This is a genomic window from Sphingomonas baiyangensis (genome assembly GCF_005144715.1).
In the GTDB taxonomy this organism is placed as follows: Bacteria; Pseudomonadota; Alphaproteobacteria; order Sphingomonadales; family Sphingomonadaceae; genus Sphingomonas; species Sphingomonas baiyangensis.
Window position 1 is genome coordinate 2,574,404 of record NZ_SWKR01000002.1, and the last position, 13,653, is coordinate 2,588,056.

At 68.4% G+C, this 13,653-nt stretch carries 11 protein-coding genes; 6 read left to right on the top strand and 5 right to left on the bottom strand.

Features of this window, described 5'->3' with window-relative positions; genetic code table 11:
* Window positions 1-13: 13 nt before the first annotated feature.
* The 3 genes from FBR43_RS15775 to FBR43_RS15785 are packed head-to-tail and all read left to right on the top strand — an operon-like array spanning window position 14 to window position 3,649.
* Window positions 14-1,309, top strand: coding sequence for a 3-methyl-2-oxobutanoate dehydrogenase (2-methylpropanoyl-transferring) subunit alpha (locus FBR43_RS15775; RefSeq protein WP_136943965.1), 1,296 nt, complete (start codon window positions 14-16; stop codon window positions 1,307-1,309).
* A 53-nt stretch (window positions 1,310-1,362) separates the two neighbouring features.
* Entirely contained in the window at window positions 1,363-2,367 is a 1,005-nt protein-coding gene (locus FBR43_RS15780) for an alpha-ketoacid dehydrogenase subunit beta (RefSeq protein ID WP_136944295.1), read from the top strand.
* A 7-nt stretch (window positions 2,368-2,374) separates the two neighbouring features.
* Window positions 2,375-3,649: a dihydrolipoamide acetyltransferase family protein gene (locus tag FBR43_RS15785; RefSeq protein WP_136943966.1), complete on the top strand. Its 1,275-nt coding sequence runs from the start codon at window positions 2,375-2,377 to the stop codon at window positions 3,647-3,649.
* On the opposite strand, the gene FBR43_RS15790 is transcribed toward FBR43_RS15785, so the two are convergent.
* The 5 genes from FBR43_RS15790 to FBR43_RS15810 all read right to left on the bottom strand — a co-directional run bounded on the left by FBR43_RS15790 (window position 3,606) and on the right by FBR43_RS15810 (window position 10,472).
* Window positions 3,606-4,106, bottom strand: a complete 501-nt coding sequence (locus FBR43_RS15790) for a biotin transporter BioY (RefSeq protein WP_136943967.1) — start codon at window positions 4,104-4,106, stop codon at window positions 3,606-3,608. The two genes, FBR43_RS15785 and FBR43_RS15790, sit on opposite strands and share 44 nt — an antisense overlap.
* Window positions 4,107-4,150: 44 nt before the next feature.
* Entirely contained in the window at window positions 4,151-4,339 is a 189-nt protein-coding gene (locus FBR43_RS15795; protein WP_136943968.1) for a hypothetical protein, read from the bottom strand.
* Window positions 4,336-7,002, bottom strand: a complete 2,667-nt coding sequence (gene ppdK, locus FBR43_RS15800) for a pyruvate, phosphate dikinase (protein ID WP_136943969.1) — start codon at window positions 7,000-7,002, stop codon at window positions 4,336-4,338. The genes FBR43_RS15795 and ppdK overlap by 4 nt, the downstream gene beginning before the upstream one ends.
* Before the next feature lie 75 nt (window positions 7,003-7,077).
* On the bottom strand, window positions 7,078-9,609 hold the full coding sequence (gene glyS / locus FBR43_RS15805) for a glycine--tRNA ligase subunit beta (protein ID WP_169542645.1): 2,532 nt from the start codon (window positions 9,607-9,609) through the stop codon (window positions 7,078-7,080).
* The gene (locus FBR43_RS15810) at window positions 9,606-10,472 is read right to left on the bottom strand and encodes a glycine--tRNA ligase subunit alpha (protein WP_136944296.1); all 867 of its coding nucleotides are present in this window, start codon (window positions 10,470-10,472) and stop codon (window positions 9,606-9,608) included. The genes glyS and FBR43_RS15810 overlap by 4 nt, the downstream gene beginning before the upstream one ends.
* A 148-nt stretch (window positions 10,473-10,620) precedes the next feature.
* Here FBR43_RS15810 and FBR43_RS15815 point away from each other — a divergent pair, with 148 nt between their 5' ends.
* Genes FBR43_RS15815 through FBR43_RS15825 form a run of 3 tightly spaced genes read left to right on the top strand, consistent with a single transcriptional unit; the run spans window position 10,621 to window position 13,551 of the window.
* Window positions 10,621-11,499, top strand: a complete 879-nt coding sequence (locus FBR43_RS15815) for a TraB/GumN family protein (RefSeq protein WP_169542646.1) — start codon at window positions 10,621-10,623, stop codon at window positions 11,497-11,499.
* A gap of 31 nt (window positions 11,500-11,530) precedes the next feature.
* Window positions 11,531-11,869: a DUF485 domain-containing protein gene (locus FBR43_RS15820; RefSeq protein WP_249276638.1), complete on the top strand. Its 339-nt coding sequence runs from the start codon at window positions 11,531-11,533 to the stop codon at window positions 11,867-11,869.
* A complete protein-coding gene (locus tag FBR43_RS15825; RefSeq protein WP_136943972.1) occupies window positions 11,866-13,551 on the top strand; it encodes a cation acetate symporter in 1,686 nt (561 codons plus the stop codon). Before FBR43_RS15820 ends, FBR43_RS15825 begins: the two co-directional genes overlap by 4 nt.
* The last annotated feature ends 102 nt before the right edge of the window (window positions 13,552-13,653 follow it).

Here is a 13,653-nt window from a genome sequence, read left to right on the forward strand (position 1 = left end):
TCTGGAGAGTGCATTGACCGGCGACACGCACGCCAACCGGCCCAAATTGACGCTGCACGTGCCCGAGCCCAAGTTCCGGCCGGGCGACAAGGCCGACTTCAGCGATGTGGAGGTGCCGCCCGCCGGCGCCGCCCGCCGGCCCGAACACGGCGACGCAGCCGCAAGTTTCCACGAGCTTGCCTATGGCATGGTTCGCGTGCTCGACGATGCGGGCCGCGCGGTCGGTCCCTGGGCGCCGCGCCTGTCGCCCGATCGGTTGCGCCAGATGCTGCGCTACATGGTCACGCTGCGCGCATTCGACGAACGCATGTTCCGCGCCCAGCGCCAAGGCAAGACCAGCTTCTACATGAAGGCGACCGGCGAGGAGGCGGTGGCCGTCGCGGCGACCATGGCGTTGCAGCGCGACGACATGACCTTTCCCAGCTATCGCCAGCAGGGCATCCTCATCGCGCGCGACTGGTCGCTGGTCGACATGATGAACCAGATCTATTCGAATCGCGGCGACCGCCTGCAGGGCAAGCAGCTGCCGATCATGTATTCGACCAAGGAAGGCGCGTTCTTCTCGATCTCGGGCAACCTCGCCACGCAATATCCGCAGGCGGTGGGCTGGGCGATGGCGTCGGCGGCCAAGGGCGACAGCCGCATCGCGGCAGTCTGGTGCGGCGAGGGATCGACCGCCGAGGGCGATTTCCATTCGGCCTGCACCTTCGCCAGCGTCTATCGTGCGCCCGTCATCCTCAACGTCGTCAACAACCAGTGGGCGATCTCGAGCTTTTCGGGCTTTGCGGGGGCCGAGGCGACGACCTTCGCGGCGCGCGCGGTAGGCTATGGCATCGCCGGGCTGCGCATCGACGGCAACGATGCGCTCGCCGTCTATGCCGCCACCGAATGGGCCGCCGAGCGCGCGCGCACCAACCAGGGGCCGACGCTGATCGAGCATTTCACCTATCGCGCCGAGGGCCATTCGACGTCGGACGATCCCTCGCAATATCGCTCGGCCGACGAGGCGAGCGAATGGCCGCTCGGCGATCCCGTCCGGCGGCTGCGCGATCACCTGATCGCGATCGGCGAATGGGATGACGAGCGCCACAAGGCGCAGGATCTGGAAATCGCCGAGATGGTGAAGAAGGCGCAGAAGGAAGCCGAGGCCAACGGCATCCTCGGCCATGGCCTGCACCAGCCGCTCGACACACTGTTCGAGGGCGTGTTCGAGGAAATGCCATGGCATTTGCGCGAGCAGCAGGCGCAGATGCTTGCCGAGGAAGCCGAGAGCGGCCGCCCCTGGGCGCGCAAGGAGGGCGGGCGATGAGCGAAATGATCGAGGCGCCCGCCATCGCCGACGAGGCCGGCGCAAGCGTCCAGATGAACATGATCCAGGCGATCAATTCGGCGATGGACGTGATGATGGCGCGCGACGCCGACGTCGTCGTGATGGGCGAGGATGTCGGCTATTTCGGCGGCGTGTTCCGCGCCACCGCGGGCCTGCAGAAGAAGTTCGGCAAGACGCGCGTGTTCGATACGCCGATCACCGAATGCGGCATCATCGGCGTGGCGGTGGGCATGGGTGCCTATGGCCTGCGCCCGGTGCCCGAAATCCAGTTCGCCGATTACATCTATCCCGCGCTCGACCAGCTCGTGTCCGAAGCTGCGCGGCTGCGCTATCGCTCGGCGGGCGAGTTCACCGCGCCGATCACCGTGCGTTCGCCCTTCGGCGGCGGCATCTTCGGCGGGCAGACGCATTCGCAGTCGCCCGAGGGTATCTTCACGCATGTCTCGGGCATCAAGACGGTGATCCCCGCGACGCCCTATGACGCCAAGGGCCTGCTGATCGCCGCGATCGAGGACAACGACCCCGTGTTGTTCTTCGAGCCCAAGCGCATCTACAATGGCCCTTTCGACGGCCAGTGGGATGGGCCCGCCAAGAGCTGGGCGGGCCACAAGGCCGCACAGGTGCCCGAAGGCTATTACCGCATCCCGCTCGGCAAGGCTTCGATCGTGCGCGAAGGCGGCGACGTCACCATTCTTGCCTATGGCACGATGGTGCATGTCGCGCTGGCGGTGGTCGAGGCGGCGGGCGTCGATGCCGAGGTGATCGACCTGCGCACGCTGGTGCCGCTCGACATCGAGACGATCGAGGCATCGGTGAAGAAGACCGGCCGCTGCATGATCGTCCACGAAGCGACGCGCACCGCGGGCTTCGGCGCCGAATTGTCGGCACTGGTGCAGGAACGCTGCTTCCACCATCTCGAAGCGCCGATCGAGCGCGTGACGGGCTTCGACACGCCCTATCCGCACAGCCTCGAATGGGCGTATTTCCCCGGCCCGGTGCGCATCGGCATGGCGCTCAAGAAGATCATGAAGGACTGACCGGCACATGGCTCTGTTCAAGTTCCGCCTGCCCGATATCGGCGAAGGCATCTCCGAAGCCGAGATCGTCGCGTGGCACGTCAAGGTGGGCGACCGTGTCGAGGAGGACCAGCAGCTCGCCGACATGATGACCGACAAGGCGACCGTCGAGATGGAGTCGCCGGTATCGGGCGTGGTGGTCGAGCTGGCGGGCGAAGTCGGCGATCAGGTGCCGATCGGATCGACGCTGGCGGTCATCGAGGTCGAGGGTGATGATGCGGCGGACACCGCCGATGCCGAACCCGAGGTCGAGGAGCAGATCGAGGCCGAGACGCCGGGCGTGGATGAGGTAACCGAGCCACCCGTTGCCGCTCCTACGGCGCCGGCAAAGTCTGCCGCGCCTGCGCCCGAGGCATCGTCGCCGCCAGTTGACGAACCTGCCGTTCGTGTCACCGCATCGCCGGCAGTGCGCGCGCGGGCCAAGGCGCTGGGCGTCGATCTGGCGCAAGTGAAGGCCGATGGCGCGCATGTCCGTCATGCCGATCTCGATGCGTATCTGCGCTATGGCGCGAGCGAGGGCTATCATGCGCCGCACGCCCGCCGGGCGCGGGCCGACGAGACGGTGAAGGTCATCGGCATGCGCCGCCGCATCGCCGAGAACATGGCGGCCTCCAAGCGCAACATCCCGCATTTCACCTATGTCGACGAAATCGACGTGACCGCGCTCGAGGCGATGCGCGGCGACCTCAATGCCAATCGCGGTCAGCGTCCCAAGCTGACGATGCTGCCGTTCCTGATCGTCGCGATCTGCCGGACGCTGCCCGATTTCCCGATGCTCAACGCCCGCTATGACGACGAGGCCGGCGTGGTGACGCGCAGTGGCGCGGTGCATCTGGGCATGGCAACGCAGACTGATGCCGGGCTGATGGTGCCCGTCATCCGCGACGCGCAGGACCGCAACATCTGGCAGCTCGCCAGCGAGATCACGCGGCTGGCCGAGGCGGCACGCACCGGCAAGGCGAAGTCCGACGAGCTTTCGGGATCGACGATCACCGTCACCTCGCTGGGTCCGCTCGGCGGCATCGCGACCACGCCGGTCATTAACCGGCCCGAGGTAGCGATCCTGGGTCCGAACAAGATCGTCGAGCGGCCGGTATTTTCGGGCGACGACATCGTCCGCGCCAAGCTGATGAATTTCTCGATCAGCTGCGACCACCGCGTCGTCGATGGCTGGGATGCAGCCAGCTTCGTCGCCGCACTCAAGAAGCTGGTCGAAACGCCGGTGCTGCTGTTCGCCGACTAAGCAGCAACAGGATGCCCGCGCCCGCCGCCGATTTGGCGAGCGCGCCGGGCAGGAAGGGCAGCACGCCGCTTGCGATCGCCGCTTTGGCGCTGATAGCGGCGGCGAGCCACAGGCCGCCGAGCGCCAGGCACAGCGCGTTGGCTGCCAGCATCAGCCCGAGGGCGCGGCCGGGGCGCGCCGCCCATCCGCGTGCAGCGAGCCGGCCGACCAGCCATGCCGCCATCGGAAACGCAGCAAGGTAGCCGCCGCCCGGCCCGGTGAAGCGTGCAATGCCCGATGCGCCCTCGGCCAGCACCGGCGCGCCGAGTGCGCCCGCCGCCAGCCACGCGAGCACCGCCGCGGTGCCGAGGCGGGCGCCGAGCAGCGCGCCGATGAGCGGGACGACGAGCGTTTGCAGCGTGATCGGCACCGGCTGCATCGGAATCGCGACGTACGAGGCGAGTACCAGCGCCATCATGGCGACGAGCAGCGCGCCTACCCGCCGCGCCGGCGTGGCGAGCGTCAGAACGGCAGGATTTCCGGCCCGCCGGGCCAGATCCAGTCCTCGGTCCAGTCGGCGCCGGCGAGCAGCGTCGTGATGATCGCCCCCAGCAGCAGCAGGTCGAACAGCGCCACCGCCGCGAAGGTCCAATAGGGATGCAGCCCGGCGATCCGGTCCATGCCGCCGCGCGTCAACCTGTCGCCGCTCATGCCTTCAGCGCCGCCTGTGCCGCCGCCAGCCGCGCGATCGGCACGCGATAGGGGCTGGCCGAGACGTAATCGAGGCCCACTTCCTCGCAGAAGGCGATCGATGCGGGGTCGCCGCCATGCTCGCCGCAGATGCCGAGCTTGATGTCGGGGCGCGTGGCGCGGCCGCGTTCGGCGGCGATGCGCACCAGCTCGCCCACACCTTCGACATCGATGCTGACGAAGGGATCGCGGGCATAGATGCCCTTTTCGACATACTGGGTCAGGAAGCGCGCGGCATCATCGCGGCTGACGCCCAGCGTCGTCTGCGTCAGGTCGTTGGTGCCGAAGCTGAAGAACGCGCCCGCCTCGGCGATCTCGCCGGCGCGCAGCGCGGCGCGCGGCAGCTCGATCATCGTGCCGACCAGATAGTCGATGCGCCGGCCCTTTTCAGCGAACACGGCTTCGGCGGCCTTGTCGACCACCGCCTTCATCAGCTTGAGCTCCTTCGCCGTCGCAACGAGCGGGATCATCACTTCGGGGATCGGCGCCTCGCCCGTCTTCTCCGCCACCTCGACCGCGGCCTCGAAGATGGCGCGGGCCTGCATCTCGTAGATTTCGGGATAGGTCACGCCCAACCGGCAGCCGCGATGGCCGAGCATCGGGTTGAACTCGTGCAGCTCGGCGGCGCGGCGGCGCAGCTTCTCGATATCGATGCCGGTGGCCTTGGCGACCTCGGCAAACTCGGCATCCTCGTGCGGCAGGAATTCGTGCAGCGGCGGGTCGAGCAGGCGGATGGTGCAGGGCAGGCCCGCCATCACCTCGAAGATCTCGGCGAAGTCGCTGCGCTGCTCGGGCAGCAGCTTGTCGAGCGCGGCGCGGCGCCCGGCTTCGTCCGACGCCAGGATCATCTGGCGCACCGCGGTGATGCGGCTGCCATCGAAGAACATGTGCTCGGTGCGGCACAGGCCGATACCCTCGGCGCCAAACTCGCGCGCGGTGCGGCAATCGGCGGGGGTTTCGGCATTCGCCCGGACGCGCAGGCGGCGCACCCGGTCGGCCCAGACCATCAACGTGCCGAAATCGCCCGCCAGCTCGGGCTGGATGGTGGCGACGGCGCCGACCATGACTTCTCCGGTCGATCCGTCGATCGTCACGATCTCGCCTTCGCGGACCTCGCGCTCTCCGACGCGCATCACCTTGTCGGCGGCCTTGATCGAGAGCGTGCCGGCACCCGATACGCAGGGGCGGCCCATGCCGCGGGCGACGACGGCGGCGTGGCTGGTCATGCCGCCGCGTGCGGTGAGGATGCCGCGGGCGGCGTGCATGCCGTGGATGTCCTCGGGCGACGTCTCGACACGCACCAGGATCACGTCCTCGCCATTGGCGGCGGCGCGCTCGGCGGCGTCGGCATCGAACACCACCTTGCCCGATGCCGCGCCGGGCGAGGCGGGCAGGCCCTTGGTGAGCACGTCGCGCGGTGCCTGCGGATCGAGCGTGGGGTGGAGCAGCTGGTCGAGCGCCGCCGCATCGACGCGGGCGACGGCCTGTTCCTCGGTAATCAGCCCTTCCTGCGCCATGTCGACGGCGATCTTGAGCGCGGCCTTGGCGGTGCGCTTGCCGCTGCGCGTCTGGAGCATCCAGAGCTTGGCCTTCTCGACCGTGAACTCGATGTCCTGCATGTCGCGATAATGGCGTTCGAGCAGGTCGAAGGTGCGCGCCAGCTCGCCATAGACTTCGGGCATCGCCTCTTCCATCGAGGCGGGCTTGGCGCCGGCGGCCTCACGCGCGGCGCGCGTCAGATATTGCGGTGTGCGGATGCCCGCCACCACGTCCTCGCCCTGCGCGTTGATGAGGAACTCGCCATAATAGCCGGGCTCGCCGGTGGAGGGATCGCGGGTGAAGGCGACGCCGGTGGCGCTGGTATCGCCCATGTTGCCGAACACCATCGCCTGCACGTTGACTGCGGTGCCCCAGTCGCCGGGAATGTCGTTGAGGCGGCGATACACCTTGGCGCGATCGGACTGCCACGATCCGAACACCGCGCCGACGGCGCCCCAGAGCTGGTCGTGGACGTCCTGCGGGAAGGGCTTGCCCCACAATTCGGCGACGAGCGCCTTGTACTGCGCGACGAGGCCCTTGAGGTCGTCGGCAGTCAGATCGGTGTCGAGGAAATAGCCATTATCCTCCTTGGCGATCTCGAGCGCTTCCTCGAAGCGGCCGTGTTCGAGCTCGAGCACGACATCGGCGTACATCTGGATGAAGCGGCGATAGCTGTCCCAGGCGAAGCGCGGATCGTCCGACACGCGCGCCAGCCCTTCGACCGTCTCGTCGTTGAGGCCGAGGTTGAGCACGGTGTCCATCATGCCCGGCATCGAGACGCGCGCGCCCGAGCGGACCGAGACGAGCAGCGGGTTGGTCGGATCGCCGAACGCCTTGCCGGTCACGCGCTCGATATGCGCCAGCCCCTCGGCCACTTCGGTGCGCACGCTCGCCGGGAAGGACTGGCCCTCGTCATAATAGCGCGTGCACATTGCGGTGCTGATGGTGAAGCCCGGCGGCACCGGCAGGCCGATCGACGCCATTTCGGCGAGGTTGGCGCCTTTGCCGCCCAGCAGATTCTTGTCGCCCTTGCCGCCATCGGACACGCCGCCGCCGAAGCGGAACACATATTGCTGATCGGTCATGCTGGTCCCTCGATCGGCTGGAAGTTCACACAAGTTCACGCGCTATGCGCGGGCGCGGCGGGTGAACGACGGCGATCACCCTTCAATCCGCGAGAAATCGGCCACGCTGTGCACGGCGGCGCGCACGCGGGCGAGCAGCGCGAGGCGCGCCTGGCGCTTCGCCGGATCGGCATCGTTGACGGTCACGCTTTCAAAGAACGCATCGATCGGCGCGCGCAAGCCCGCGAGCGCCGCCATCGCCGCTTCGAAATCCTCATCCGCCACCGCTTGCGCGGCAGCGGGTTCGGCAGCGTCGAGCGCGGCGACAAGATCGGTTTCGGCCTTTTCGGGCGTGTAGGACAGCGAATTCTGCGCCGAGGCGCCGCCGGGGCTACCGGGCGCGTGCTCGGAAGCCGCGAAGGCGGCGACGACGGGCGCGAAGCCGCGATCGGTATCGACCTCGACCAGCGGGTCTTCCTCGCCGGTCTGGGGGATGCCGGCGCCGTCGCGATCGATCGCATGGATGCGCTGTTCGGCGGGCGTGCGCGGGGATTCGGTGCCGAACGGCTCGGACGCGGCGGCGGCTGCGTCCAGCGTGGCGGGGGGTTCCGCTCGCTCGCCGGCCGACGCTGCTTGTGGCGCGGTGGACCCCGGCACGAGGCCGGGGTGACGAGGTGGGGTTTCGCCGACGCCTTCCTTCTTGAGGATGTTGGCGGCGCGCTTGTAGCCCGCGAGCAGGTTGGCGCCCTCGGGCGTGGTGACGAACGCCTGAAGCGCATGGACGCGCGCGAGCAGGCGGACGAGATCGTCCTCGCCACCGAGCGCGAACACGGCGTCGATCAGGTCATGGCGGACGCCGGCTTCGCGCTGCTGGACTTTGAGGCGGTCGGCGAAGAACCGTGCCAGATTTTGCTCAGTCTCGCCGAAGAAAATCTTCTCGAACTTTGCGAGATCGTCCTCGCAGGCCGCAAGCAACGCCCGCTCCAAACGAAAGCGTAGCGATTTGCGCACGACAATCGCGATTACGGCCAAGGCGGCACGGCGAAGCGCGAACGGGTCTTTCGAACCCGTCGGCGGCATATTCTCGATATAAAACTGAACAATTGTATCCAGCTTGTCCGCCAGCGATACCGCCACCGTTACCGGCGCCGTCGGTACTTCATCGTCCTGCCCAACCGGCTTGTAGTGATCGCGCACCGCTTCCCACACCTCTGTGGGCTCGCCCTGGGCGCGGGCGTAATAGCCGCCCATCAGGCCCTGCAATTCGGGGAACTCGCCCACCATGCCAGTGACGAGATCGGCCTTGGCGAGCCGCGCGGCGCGTTCGGCCATGTCGGCCAAATCTCCCCTCCCTGGAAGGGAGGGGTTGGGGGTGGGTTGGACCTTCGAGGCACGGTCTTGAGCGCCATCACCCACCCCCGGCCCCTCCCTTCCAGGGAGGGGGGCAGCAGGAACGATCCCCTCCTCCACCAGCCAGCGCGCGAGTTTGGCCACGCGCTCGACCTTGTCGGCGACGGTGCCGAGCTTTTCGTGGAAGACGATCTTTTCGAGCTTCTTCGCCTGCTCGTCGAGCGGCAGCTTGAGGTCGGTATCGTAGAAGAAGCGCGCGTCGCTGAGGCGGGCGGCCAGTACCTTCTGGTTGCCGGCGACGATCTTCGCGCCGCCGTCCTTCGCATCGATATTGGCGACGCAGATGAAGGCGTTGGTCAACTGCCGCGCGCGCGCTACCCCTCCACCATCCGGCTGCGCCGGACGGTCCCCCTCCCCGTTCCGGGGAGATGTTTCGAGGACGAAATATTTCTGGTTCACGCGTGCGGTGAGCTGGATCACCTCGGGGGGCACGCTGAGGAAGCCGGGGTCGAAGCGGCCGAGGAGCGGCACCGGCCATTCGGTGAGGCCGGCATTCTCGGCGACGAGTCCCTCGTCCTCGACCAGTGTCAGGCCGGCATCGGCGGCGAGCGCCGTGGCGCGCTCGCGGATCAAGGCGCGGCGTTCGTCCTGATCGACGATGACGTGGCATGCGCGCAGCTTTTCGACATAGTCGTGCGCGCCGCCCAGCGTGATCGGGCCGGGCGCGTGGAAGCGGTGGCCGAGCGTGGCGTAGCCGCTTTCGATGCCGGCGATCTCGCAGGGCACCAGTTTCTCGCCGAAGATCGCGACGATGCCCTGGAGCGGGCGCACCCAGCGCATGCTCTCGGTCGAGCGCGAGGCATCGCCCCAGCGCATCGACTTGGGCCAGGGGAAGGCGCGGACGATCGCGGGGATCGCGGCGGCGAGCACGTCACCCGTCGCGCGGCCGGGCTTTTCGGTGACGGCGAACCAGATGCCGTCGCGCTCGGTCAAGGCGTCGCGGGCAAGGCCGGTCTTGCGCAGGAAGCCTTCGAGCGCCGCCTCGGGTGCCGAGGTGCGCGGGCCCTTCATTTCCTCGCGCACCGCCTCGGTCGCCTGTGGCAGGCCGCGTGCGATCAGCGCCAGCCGGCGCGGGGTGGCGTAGGTGACGATCCCGGCGGCGGCGATGCCGGCCTTCGCCAGCTCGGCGACGAACAGCTTTTCGAGATCGGCGCGCGCGCGGTCCTGCATGCGCGCGGGGATTTCCTCCGATCGCAGCTCGAGCAGGAAATCGGTCACAGCGACCACTCCGGGAAACGCGCCTGCCATTCGGGCGTCATCCGCTCGATCTGCTTGGCGCACGCGCCCTTCGCCAGATCGCGCACGCGGCCCATATAGGCCTGCCGCTCGGCGACCGAGATGACGCCGCGTGCCTGCAACAGGTTGAACACATGGCTGGCCTTCACCGCCTGCTCATAGGCGGGGATGGGCAGGTCGGCGGCCAAGCTGTTCTCGCACTCGGCGGCGTGCTTCCTGAACTGGTCAAACAGTCGATCGGTATCGGCGACCTCGAAATTCCAGGCCGACATCTGGCGTTCGTTCTCGAGGAATACCTCGCCGTACGTCACGCCCTCGTCGTTGAAGGCGAGATCGTACACGCTGTCGACATTCTGGATGTACATCGCCAGCCGTTCGAGCCCGTAGGTGAGCTCGCCCGCCACGGGCTTGCAATCGAACCCGCCCATCTGCTGGAAATAGGTGAACTGCGTGACTTCCATGCCGTCGCACCACACTTCCCAGCCGAGGCCCCAGGCACCCAATGTGGGCGATTCCCAATCATCCTCGACGAAGCGGATGTCGTGCGCCAGCATGTCGATGCCGATCGCGGCGAGGCTGCCCAGATATTGCTCCTGCAGGTCGGCGGGCGAGGGCTTCAGGATCACCTGATACTGGTAGTAATGCTGGAGCCGGTTGGGGTTCTCGCCATAGCGGCCGTCGGTGGGGCGGCGGCAGGGCTGGACGAAGGCGGCGTTCCACGGCTGCGGCCCCAGCGCGCGCAGCGTAGTGGCGGTGTGGAAGGTGCCGGCGCCCATCTCGAGGTCATAGGGTTGCAGGATCAGGCAGCCGCGCGCGCTCCAGTAATCGTGGAGCGTCAGGATCATGCGCTGGAAGCTCATCGGAGCGGGAGTGGACACCGTCGCAGCCTTCGCGTGTGCGGGAGAAAATCCCGCACCCCTTGGCGCAGCGTCGCGGGGGGGTCAATGGCGCGGCCTTTCGACAAGCCGGCGCTTTGCGCTATCGCGGGCGGCGATGCTGCGCCTCGCCCTCCTTGCGCTTGCCGCCCTCGCGCTTGCCAGCCCCGTCGCCCCGCGCGAGCCGCAGCCGGCGACCCCGCCCCTGTGGGTGGTGCGCGATGCCGACACGGTGATCTGGCTGTTCGGCAGCGTCCACTGGCTCAAACCCGAACTCGGCTGGTTCGACGCGCGCGTGCGCGCCGCCTTCGATGCCGCCGACACGCTGGTGCTCGAGACGCCGCCCGCCGACCCGGCCGTGGCGCGGCGCGTGCAGGATGCCATCGGCAAGACCAGCGAGGGCCCGACGCTGCCCGAGCGGCTGCCGCCGGGCTATGCCGCGAAACTCGCGACGGCGCTCGCCGAACTCGGCTATCCTGAAGGCGCGTTCGACCGGGTGAAGCCGTGGCTGGCCGCGACGACGCTGTCGGTGCTGCCGCTCCGGCGGCAGGGCTATGACCCGCGCGAAGGGGTGGAGGCAGTGCTCACCGATGCCGCGCGGCGCGCGGGCAAGCCGATCATCGGCCTCGAGCCGCGCGCCGAGCAGCTCGGCTATTTCGACGATTTGCCCGAGGAAGTGCAGATGGCGATGCTGACGCGCCAGCTCGACAATCTGGATGCGGCGACCGAATCGACCGATCGCGTGCTTGCCGCCTGGGTGGCGGGCGACGCGGCGGTGCTCGGCGCACTGGTCGACGACGACCAGCGCCAATCCTCGGCGGCGTTCACCGAGACAATCCTGACGCGCCGCAACGCGCGCTGGGCGGCATGGATAAAGGCGCGGCTGGCGCAGCCCGGGCAGGTGTTCATGGCGGTGGGGGTCGGCCATCTGACGGGGCGCGATACGGTACAGCGCGCGCTCGCGCGGCGCGGCGTGCGCATGGCGCGCGTGCAGTGAATAGCGCCTTGCCGCGCCGCGCGGCATCGGCATGATGGCGGCCATGCAAGGCGAAGGCGCGGCCGAACCCGATATCGAGGCGATCGCGCGCGATCCGCGCTACATCGCGCTGGTGCGGCGGCGCTCGCGCTTCACCTGGGGGCTGAGCGCGGTGATGCTCGTCGGCTATTTCGGCTTCATCCTCGCCGTCGCCTTCGCCAAGCCGCTGCTCGCGCGGCCGATCGCGGCGGGGGGCGTGACATCGTGGGGGATCGCCATCGGCTTTGGCGTGATCCTGCTCGCGATCGTGCTGACGGGCATCTATGTGCGCCGCGCCAATCGCGATTTCGATCTTGTCGCGGCCGATCTCGCGCGCGATTTCGCCGCGTGAGGATCGCGCTCGCCGCCGCAGCGCTGCTCGCGCCCGTGCCGCTACACGCCGCCTCCGTCGACGCGCCCACGCCCACCAACTGGCCGGCGATCGCGATGTTCGCGGCGTTCGCGCTGTTCACGCTCGGCATCACGCGCTGGGCGGCGCGGCGCACGCGATCGGCGGCCGATTTCTATACCGCGGGCGGCGGCATCACCGGCTTCCAGAACGGCCTCGCGATCGCGGGCGATTATATGTCGGCGGCCTCGTTCCTCGGCATCTCGGCGCAGATCTTCAGCGACGGTTATGATGGGCTGATCTATTCGATCGGCTTCCTCGTCGGCTGGCCGATCATCCTGTTCCTGATGGCCGAGCGGCTGCGCAACCTGGGGCGCTTCACCTTCGCCGACGTCGCCTCGTTCCGCTTCGCGCAGGCGCCGGTGCGCGTGTTCGCCGCCGTGAGCACGCTGGTGGTGGTGCTGTTCTACCTGATCGCGCAGATGGTGGGCGCGGGGCAGCTCATCCGGCTGCTGTTCGGCATCGACTATGCGCTTGCGGTGACGATCGTCGGCGCGCTGATGACGCTCTATGTGCTGTTCGGCGGCATGACCGCGACGACATGGGTGCAGATCATCAAGGCGGTGCTGCTGCTGGGCAGCGCCAGCTTCATGGCGGTGATGGTGCTCGCCCCGTTCGGCTTCTCGCCCGAGGCGCTGTTCGCGCGCGCGGTGGACGTGAAGACGGGCCTCGCCGCCGCGGCGGGCGCCGCGCCCGAGGCGGCAGCGGCGGCGGGACGCGCGATCATGGCGCCGGGCGGCTTCATCCGCGATCCCATATCGGCGATCTCGTTCGGCATGGCGCTGATGTTCGGCACCGCGGGCCTGCCGCATATCCTGATGCGTTTCTTCACCGTGCCCGATGCGCGCGCGGCGCGCAGCTCGGTGCTGTGGGCGACGGGGTGGATCGGCTATTTCTATCTGCTGACCTTCATCATCGGCTTCGGCGCGATCGTGCTGGTGGCGAGCGAGCCGGCCTATCTTGATCCCGCCGGGGGCTTGCGCGGCGGCGCCAACATGGCGGCGATCCATCTGGCGCAGGCGATCGGCGGCGACCTGTTCCTCGGCTTCATCTCGGCCGTCGCCTTCGCCACGATCCTTGCGGTGGTCGCCGGCCTCACGCTGTCGGGCGCGTCGGCAGTAGGGCATGATCTCTACGCGACAGTGGTGAAGCGCGGCACCGCCACCTCGGCGCAGGAGCTCAAGGTCTCGCGCCGCACGGTGCTGGTGCTGGCGGTGGTCGCGATCCTGCTCGGCATCGCCTTCGAGCAGCAGAATGTCGCGTTCATGGTGAGCCTTGCCTTCGCGATCGCGGCATCGGGCAATTTCCCCGTGCTGCTGATGGCGCTGCTGTGGCCGGGTGCGACGACGCGCGGCGTGGTGGCGGGAGGCAGCGTGGGGCTGGTGCTGGCGCTGGTGCTGACCATTCTGTCGCCGGCGGTATGGGTGGCGGTGCTCGGCTTTGCCGACCCCGTCTTTCCCTATTCGTCGCCGGCGATCTTCTCGGTGCCCATTGCCTTCGCGACGATCTGGATCGTCTCGCGGCTCGATCGCTCGCCACGCGCGGCGGTGGATCGCGGCGGCTATGCCGCGCAGCGCGTGCGTGCCGAAACGGGGCGGGGGGCAAGCGGCGCGCAAGCGCATTGAACGATCAACGATTGTCGCCCCGCGCGCATCGTGGCAGAAGCGGCGCCGGCGAGCCGCGAATCGGCCGCCACGGGTCGCGCCGAGTGTTTTCCGGGGGGAAGA